This is a genomic window from Nocardioides ginsengisoli (assembly GCF_039537225.1).
Taxonomy (GTDB): Bacteria; Actinomycetota; Actinomycetes; order Propionibacteriales; family Nocardioidaceae; genus Nocardioides; species Nocardioides ginsengisoli.
On sequence record NZ_BAABAC010000030.1, the window covers coordinates 21148 to 29257 of the forward strand.

The following is an 8110-nucleotide window of genomic DNA, read 5'->3' on the forward strand; positions in this document are numbered from 1 at the left end:
GATGCACCTCAAGCGACTGTTCGACGTCGTCGTCGTCACCCTCGCTGCCGTCGTCTGGCTCCCGGCGGTGCTCGCCGGCGCGCTGCTGATCCTGGTGACCGCGGGCCGTCCGGTCTTCTACCGGTCCAACCGGCTGGTCGACTCCGGCGAGCCGACCAAGGTCGTGAAGTTCCGGACGATGGTCAAGAACGCCGACAAGCTGGTCAACCGCGACACCGTCCCGGTCACGAACACCCGGTTCCTCAACATCGCGCCGGACTCGCCGCTCTACACCAAGGCCGGCCGCTTCCTCGAGCGCTGCGGCCTCACCGAGATCCCGCAGCTCTTCCACGTCGTCACCGGCAAGATGAGCATCGTCGGCAACCGCCCGCTCCCGACCAACGTGATGAACGCGCTGCTCGAGGAGTACCCCTACGCCGGCGACCGCTTCCTCGCTCCCGCCGGCCTCACCGGCCCGGCCCAGCTGGTCGGCCGCGACGCGCTCAGCGACTCCGAGCGGCTGCGCATCGAGGGCGCCTACTGCCACGCGGTGATCGACGGCTACCGCTTCCGCCTCGACTTCACGATCCTGCTCGCCACGGTGCTCATCGTCGCCCGGGTCAAGGACTCGATGTCCTACGCCGAGGTGATGGACATGATCGCCCACGCCAGCGGCAGCCGCGGCAATGTCGCGGTCATGGAGGAGAGCCACTCCGCCATCGGCGACAACACCGAGGTCGCCTGACCTCCCGCTCCCCCGTCCCACCCGGCATATCTGCTCCGAAATGCCGGTGAAGCGGACATTTCTGCCGGGTGCGACGCGGCTCAGTCGGCCAGCAGCTCGTCGAGGGCCGCGCTCACCCGCTCGGGGCTGAGCTCGATGTCGTGCATCAGCCCGCGCATCGGCCGTCCGGGCGCGGGCGCCGCGCCGTCGCCGACGAGATAGCGGTAGCGCGAGTCGGTGATATTCCCGACGATCGACCAGTAGCCGCCGTTGACATAGCCCGGGGCGAACAGCTCGAGCACTCGCACGCCCTCGGGCGCGAAGGTCAGGTTCGACAGCGCGGCGCCGTGCGGCGCGACGACGACGTCGGCCGCGGCGAAGTGGTCGATCTGTTCCTGGACGCTGAGGGTCCCGGGGTCGATCACGGAGAAGCCGCGCGCCAGGAGCATCGCCACGACGGCGTCCTCCTGCACCATGCGGCGCGTGTGGGGCGTCGTACCGCGGGTGACGTACAGCCGCCGCGGCAGGTCGGCCGCGCTCGCGCGTGCGGGCAGGCGGGTGCGCAGCCAGGCCGTCGTCTCGGGCGAGACGATGGTGCTGACGTTGGGCAGCGAGGGCACCAGCAGCCGCCGGGCCTGGAGCGAGAAGCCCGGCCCGGGCGTGACGATCTTGTCGGTGTCGAGGCCCACCAGCGCCAGCAGCTCGCGCTGGTAGCGGGTGTGGGTGTCGACGACCCAGCGGTCGGGGACGACTCCCGGGAAGGCGTCGTCGAGCATCGCCAGCCGCGGCAGCGCGTCCATCAGGAAGTGGTAGTAGTTGTGCCCCGTCGCCCGGGCGGCCAGGACGGCGACCGTCCCGTCGATGCGGGTCGGCTCCTGCGGGCGCGGGTTCCAGAACACCGGGTGCTCGCGCCAGCCGGCGATGTCGAAGTAGTGGCTGGTCTCGAGGTCGAGGACGCCACCCGCGGTCACGACCGCCGCGTGCCGCCCGAGCAGCCGGCCCTCGGTCAGCTCGAGGACGAAGCGCTCCGGCACCTGCTGGAGCCGGCGCCGGGTGAAGTACCAGTGGCCGGCAGGCTCCCCTACCGGCTGCGGACGCTCGACCGTGAACGCCGCGCCGACGCTGTGCAGCCGGACGGCGCCCGGCTCGGCGAGCGCCGTCTCCCGCGACCGCTCGCTGCCCGTGCGGGGCAGTCCGCGGCGCGGTCCGACGGTACGACGACCTGCCGCTCCGACCACGCGGGCACCGATCCGGTGCCCGCGCTTGACCACCGGGAACAGTGGCTGGAGCTGGGGAGGGAGACGGCTCATCCGAGGATCAGCGCGAGAGCCAGATGACGCCCAGCCCGGCGCGCAGGCCCGGCTCGTGACGCCCCGGCCGCAGGCCCACCTCGGCGAAGAACGCCAGCAGCTCGTCGAGCGAGTGCCCGTCGACCGGGTGGTACTCCATGACGACCTTGCGGACCGTGGCCCACGACGCCGGCGAGCTGCGCAGCACGATGTCGTACTCGGCGCCCTCGACGTCCATCTTCACGATCTGCACCGAGCCGCCGTCGGCCTCGATGTCGGCGACCGCGCGGTCGAACGACTGGGCGGGGACGGTGACCTCGGTGGCGCCCTGGTCCTTCATCCAGCCCGGCGCGGTGAGGCCGTTGTGGCCGCTCGCGGTGCCGCTGTCGACGAAGGTGAACTCGCCCGGCTCTCCGGCCATCGCCTCGCCGTGGACGGTGATCGTCGCGCCCAGCTGGTTGGCGTCGACATTGCGCTGGATGTACGACGCGGAGACCGGCGAGGCCTCGTAGACGTGGATCCGGCTCTTCGGCAGGACCTCGGCCAGCGCGAGCGAGAAGCTGCCGATCTGGCCGCCCACGTCGAGGACGGCGGCGTCGTCGTCGACGCCCGCGGTCAGGTCCTTCAGGTAGTAGGCGTCGTCGGCGAAGATCTCGTAGAGCGGGAAGCGCGCGCCGTTGACGTTGGGGCACGAGACGACGTACCCGTTGCGCATCCGGAAGGTCATCTCGGACCGGCGCAGGGGCGTCTTGTGCGTGCCGAGGTCCCAGAACACCTCCGGGAAGTTGCGGAACAGCTGGGGCGTCTGGCGAACCCGCTTGGCCAGGTGGGCGCCACTGCGCACGAGCGTCATCGATCTGCCTTTCCAGGGACGGCGCCCGAGGGAGCGAGCGCCATGGGGGGCGCTCCTGCCGGGCGACCCGACAGGAACCAGGGTGTTGTGCGGCGGTACTCCATCACTGCCACCGCGCCCAGTGCCAGAGGCAACCAGATGCTGCGGTCATAGAAGCCCGGCACGGTTGCGCCGAACCCGATGAAGGCCCACGCGACATACAACAGCCGACGATGCGGAACGTCACTGAACAAAGGCCGAGCGAATACGAAAATGATGAGCAGGTAGCCCACCAGGCCGAAGACGCCGATGGCCGCGGCGATCTCCAGGTACATGTTGTGGATCTCGAAGAGGTCGATCAGACCGGTGCCGATGAACGGATGCGACAGGAAGCGTTCGATGCCGCTCTGCTGCCCCAGCTCGCGTGCCTGGTCGGAGAAGTTCGAGTTGCTGCCGCCGACGAGCCGGCCCAGGGACGACGTCTCGCCGCTGATGTCGACCAGGATCGGGATCGCGATGACGAAGAGCGCGCCGCAGATCGCGTAGATGAAGCCCATGATCGCCGAGCGCTCGACGACCGGGACCATCAAGATGATGACCGCGGCGACCATCATCGCGGCGCGGCTGCCGCTGAGGTAGATCGAGGCGCCGCAGATGACGCCCGCGCCGACCGCGACGACGCGCACCCACGTGATCTTGTGGCGGTAGAAGAGGTAGAGCAGCACGCAGAAGGCGATCAGTCCGCCCTGTGCGAAGTAGTTGGGGTGGGTCGCCAGACCGCCGTACCGGCCCTGGTCGGAGGGTCCGTAGTACATCGCGTAGGCGAAGCTGACCATCTGGCCGAAGACGTAGCACCAGCAGAGCAGGTCGACCACGAAGTCGCTCGGCTCCCACATCGCGATGATCGTCGGCAGGCCGGCCATCACGCCGAGCCACAGGATCATCGTCATGCCGCTCTTCGACGGGTCGGCGGAGGCCACCGAGGCGATGCACGACATCACCCAGACGATCACCACGCCCAGCCCGAAGATGCCGGGCATCTGGACCCGCTTGTTGAACAGCGACGGCAGGAGCAGCAGGACGCCGAGCGCGACCAGGCCGTCGGTGGCCGTGATCAGCGAGCTCGCCGAGGGCGCGAGGCCCTTGTACATCGGCGCCGTCGCGAAGGCGCCCATCAGCGTGAAGATCGCCGTCCGCTCGCGACCGATCAGCGCCAGCAGCAGCACGTAGACCGCCGCGACACCCGCCACGATGAGCGGGATCGTGCCCTGGCTCGCGACCGCCGCCAGGACGACGGCGACGAACGTCAGCCCGAGCGTCGCCAGGGTGGTGTCGAGCCTCGAACGGCCCGGAGCGGGCGGCTTCTTCGAGGGAGCGAGCACGCGGGGAGTATAGGGGCGCGGCACCGTCGGAATCTCAGCCTCCGGCGAATGGCGGCAGGAACTCCACCGTGTCGCCGGGCCGGACCTCGACCGCGGCCGGGTCCTCGGACGACACCGGGCGCTCCCCGATCAGCACCGAGCACACCTTGACCACGTCGGGGAGCCGGGTGCCGGCGTGGCGGCTGACCAGCTCGGCCCGCAGGTCGGCCAGCGAGATCGGCCCCGAGACGCTCACCTGCTCCTCCGCCTGACCGGCGGCGGCCCGTGCCGCGGCCCAGTAGCGGACCCGGATGACCTGCGTCTCATTCACGTGAACGACCCTTCCCCGTTGCGACCTCGTTTCTGTATCGTCCACTACTCAGGAAACTGGCCGGGACCCAGCGTTGCGTTTCGGTCTCGACTCGGCCGCTGCTCTCGTCAGCGGGCCGGTGAGGAGGCCAGCACCATGCGCACTCTCCTTCTGCTGACCAGCGCCTTGCAGCCCTCCGCCGAGGTGCTCCCCGGGCTGGCCCTGCTCGGACACCAGGTCAAGATCCTCCCGGCCGAGGGCAGCGCGCTGCTCGACGCGCCCGAGGCCGACCTGCTGCTCGTCGACGGCCGCCAGGACCTCGCCGGCGCCCGCGACCTGTGCCGGCTGATCCGCACCACCGGCACCGAGATCCCGGTGCTGCTCATCGTCACCGAGGGCGGCCTCGCCGTCGTGGCGCACGACTGGGGCATGGACGACGTCGTCCTGCACACCTGCGGACCGGCTGAGCTCGAGGCGCGGATCAAGCTCGCCATCGGCCGCCTGCTGGCCGCCCGCAACGCCGCCGACCCCGACGCCCACGTGATCCGCTCCGGCGAGGTCGTGGTCGACGACGCGGCCTATACGGCGAAGGTCGGCGGGCGCACGCTCGACCTGACGTTCAAGGAGTTCGAGCTCCTCAAGTTCCTCGCCCAGCACCCGGGCCGGGTGTTCAGCCGCCAGCAGCTGCTGCAGGAGGTGTGGGGCTACGACTACTTCGGCGGCACCCGCACCGTCGACGTCCACGTCCGGCGGCTGCGCGCCAAGCTCGGCCCCGAGAACGAGACACTGATCGGCACCGTCCGCAACGTCGGCTACCGCTTCGTGCTGCCGGCCAAGGCGGAGGCCGCGGCGGCCGATGCCGCTGTGGGCGCGGCCGACGAGGCGGATCTCGCGGACTCCCCGAACCAGGCGCCCACCATCCCCTAGGGTTCCGTCCCGTGACCGAGACCGGACTGCTCCCCACCCGGATCTTCATCCGCGGCGCATCGACGGCGGGATGGACCAGCCCGATGAGCGGGCCGCGCAGCCACCTGGGCTTCGCGCGCGTGATCGAGCGCGAGCTGCTCGCGTCCGGCCAGCCGGCCGACGTACGCCTGGTAACGGTCGGCGGCATGCCCACGTCGAAGGTCGTGCGCGAGTGGGAGCGCGACGTGGTCGGCTTCTCGCCCGACGTCGTGATCTACATGGTCGGCCACTACGAGACGCTGCACCTGGTCTGGCCGAACTGGCTCGAGCGCCACGCCAACGCCTTCACCTGGCTGCCGCGACCGGCCGCGACCTTCTACCGCAAGAAGGTGGTGCGCCCGCTGTGGCGCACCCTGGTCAAGCTGCAGACCGCGCTCGACCGGCGGCTGCCGGCGAGCCTCGGACGCCGCCGGGTCGTCAACGCCGCGGCCGACATCGCCCGCGCCACCGACCGGGTGCGCGAGATCCAGAGCCCGCTGGTGATCTTGATGGAGACCCCGCAGCCCGGCACCTACGGCGTCCAGCTGTTCCCCGGCATGCCCGCGCGGGTCGACCTGCTCAACGGCCTGCTCGCCGACGGCGTGGCCGCGCGCGGCGACGCCGAGGTGCAGCTGTTCCCCACCAACGCGATCGTCTCGGCGGCCTACCCGGTCCGCGACGACGCCGTCCCCGACGGCTTCCACTTCTCCCCCGAGGCCCACGACCTGGTCGGCCGGGCGCTCGCCGCGCAGATCCAGGAGTGGACGCGCACCCAGTCGCACCTGGCCCAGCCGGGCGCCGGCGCCGTGACCCCGTCGGGATAACGTCGGTGGCGTGAACGCGGAACTCTCCCAGCTCACCGGTCCAGCGGCGCTCGACGCCATCGACCGGGTCCGCGCGGCCTGCCGCGAGACCGACGGGACCGATCCGCTCGACGAGGCGGCCACGCTGCGCCTCAAGCACGACGGTCTCGGCATGATCGGCGCCTGGGTCGCCGACGACGGCTTCGCGCTGCGCCGCGGCGAGGAGCTCGACCTCGCGGTCGCGCCCTCCGCACGGGGCGCCGGCCTGGGCAGCACACTCGGCAGCGCGGCGATCACCGAGCCGGGGCCGTTGAGCGCCTGGTCGCACGGCGACCACCCCGCCGCGGCGGCGCTCGCCGCACGCTGGGGGTTCGCCCGCACGCGGGAGCTGTGGGTGATGCGCCGGCCGACCGCCGTACCGCTGCCGGGGATGGAGCTGCCCGACGGCGTCCGCATCCGCGACTACGGCGCCAACGACGCCGCCGCGCTGCTCGAGGTCAACGCCGCCGCCTTCGCCCACCACCCCGAGCAGGGCTCGCTCGACGAGGCCGGCCTGGCCGAGCGGATGGCCGAGCCGTGGTTCGACCCGGCGGGACTGCTGCTCGCCGTCGACGACGACGGCGAGCTGCTCGGCTTCCACTGGACCAAGCAGCACGACGCCGCCACCGGCGAGGTCTACGTGGTCGGGATCTCGCCCACCGCGCAGGGCCGCGGCCTCGGCCGGGTCCTCACCGTCGCCGGACTCCAGCACCTGGCCTCGCGCGGCGTCGAGGAGGTGCTGCTCTACGTCGAGTCCGACAACACCCCGGCGCGGCGGCTGTACGAGGGACTCGGCTTCGGCCATGCTCCGGCGGACACCCACGTCCAGTACCGCCGTTCGGAATCGCCGAACTTCGGCCGTAACCCCGAGACCGCTGAGTAGATTTACCTTCCATGAGCTCTGTCACCGACGGCGAGCCGGAGCACGAGGGCTCCGAGCTGGCTGACGCGCGCCCGGGGCGCGGTCGGGGGCGGAGAGGACGTCTCTGGGGGCGCAAGGACGACGACCTGCCCATCGTCGGCGACCTGGACGCCGACGAGGTCGCCGAGCTGCTGCGCCGCAGCAACACCTCGCTCTCGCCGGAGACCGAGCCGCTCGCCGAGGCCGACGCCGACCGCTGGTCCGACGTCATCGACCGCTCACTCGGTCGCCCGCTGGCGACCATCGACCCGGAGGAGTTCGAGGCCGCGCCGCCGGCGAGCGAGGACCCGACGCTGCGCGGAACGCTCACCGACCGGATGGAGCGGATGCGGGTCGAGACGCCCGCCGACGATTCCGACGCTGCCGACGCTGCCGAGGCTCAGCCGGAGATCGAGACCGACGAGGTCACCCCCGAGGACTGGACGTCGGTGATCACCCGCGCCACCAGCCGGCCGTTCGGCGACACGCTCGGCATCCGTGCGCCCGAGGAGCCCGCGGCCGCAGCGCCCGAGACTGAGCCCGAGAATGAGCCCGAGGTCGAAGCCGAGGTCGAGCCGGAAGTCGAGGCCGAGCCGGTCGCCGAGGCGCGGCACGAGCTGCCCGACCAGCGCAGCACCGCCGAGGAGGCCGGCCAGCGCGTGATCGCGGCCGCCGTCGACGCCGGATTCGCCGAGCCGACGCCGGTCGTGGCCCCCAAGGGCCTGGCCCGGCTGCGCCGCAAGCCCGGCGCCGCCGCGGGGCCGAAGCGCGAGGCCCGGGCCACGACCGAGTACGTCGAGCCGCCGCTGCTCGAGGAGCCGATCCCGAACATCGACCAGCCGGCCGACGTCCCGCGCCGCCCGGCCGAGGTCCTGGCCCATGCGCGCGCCGAGATCGAGGCCGAGCTGGCCCCGGCGCCCGCGCCGG

The 8110-nt window shown here is 71.8% G+C and carries 9 protein-coding genes; 5 read left to right on the forward strand and 4 right to left on the reverse strand.

The features are described 5' to 3' along the window. Position 1 precedes the first annotated feature (1 nt). The gene (locus AB4880_RS16805) at positions 2-724 is read left to right on the forward strand and encodes a sugar transferase (RefSeq protein WP_367920373.1); all 723 of its coding nucleotides are present in this window, start codon (positions 2-4) and stop codon (positions 722-724) included. Positions 725-804: 80 nt separating this feature from the next. Here the strand turns inward: AB4880_RS16805 and AB4880_RS16810 are convergent, their stop codons facing one another. Genes AB4880_RS16810 through AB4880_RS16825 form a run of 4 tightly spaced genes read right to left on the reverse strand, consistent with a single transcriptional unit; the run spans position 805 to position 4516 of the window. Further along, positions 805-2013 (reverse strand): glycosyltransferase family 61 protein, encoded by a 1209-nt coding sequence (locus AB4880_RS16810; RefSeq protein WP_367920374.1) that lies wholly within the window; start codon positions 2011-2013, stop codon positions 805-807. 7 nt (positions 2014-2020) lie between these two features. Next, positions 2021-2845 carry an FkbM family methyltransferase gene (locus tag AB4880_RS16815; RefSeq protein ID WP_367920375.1) on the reverse strand — a complete coding sequence of 275 codons (825 nt, stop codon included), beginning with the start codon at positions 2843-2845 and terminating at the stop codon, positions 2021-2023. Beyond that, a complete protein-coding gene (locus tag AB4880_RS16820) occupies positions 2842-4206 on the reverse strand; it encodes an O-antigen ligase family protein (RefSeq protein WP_367920376.1) in 1365 nt (454 codons plus the stop codon). Before AB4880_RS16820 ends, AB4880_RS16815 begins: the two co-directional genes overlap by 4 nt. Positions 4207-4240: 34 nt before the next feature. Further along, positions 4241-4516, reverse strand: a complete 276-nt coding sequence (locus AB4880_RS16825) for a MoaD/ThiS family protein (RefSeq protein WP_367920377.1) — start codon at positions 4514-4516, stop codon at positions 4241-4243. A gap of 135 nt (positions 4517-4651) precedes the next feature. Between AB4880_RS16825 and AB4880_RS16830 the strand changes: the two genes are divergently transcribed. The 4 genes from AB4880_RS16830 to AB4880_RS16845 all read left to right on the forward strand — a co-directional run. Beyond that, positions 4652-5422 (forward strand): response regulator transcription factor, encoded by a 771-nt coding sequence (locus tag AB4880_RS16830; protein WP_367920378.1) that lies wholly within the window; start codon positions 4652-4654, stop codon positions 5420-5422. A gap of 11 nt (positions 5423-5433) precedes the next feature. Further along, the gene (locus tag AB4880_RS16835; protein ID WP_367920379.1) at positions 5434-6264 is read left to right on the forward strand and encodes an SGNH/GDSL hydrolase family protein; all 831 of its coding nucleotides are present in this window, start codon (positions 5434-5436) and stop codon (positions 6262-6264) included. 10 nt (positions 6265-6274) lie between these two features. Continuing rightward, positions 6275-7165 carry a mycothiol synthase gene (gene mshD, locus AB4880_RS16840; RefSeq protein ID WP_367920380.1) on the forward strand — a complete coding sequence of 297 codons (891 nt, stop codon included), beginning with the start codon at positions 6275-6277 and terminating at the stop codon, positions 7163-7165. Between the two features lie 11 nt (positions 7166-7176). Next, on the forward strand, positions 7177-8110 hold a 934-nt coding region (locus tag AB4880_RS16845; protein ID WP_367920381.1), incomplete at its 3' end, for a hypothetical protein.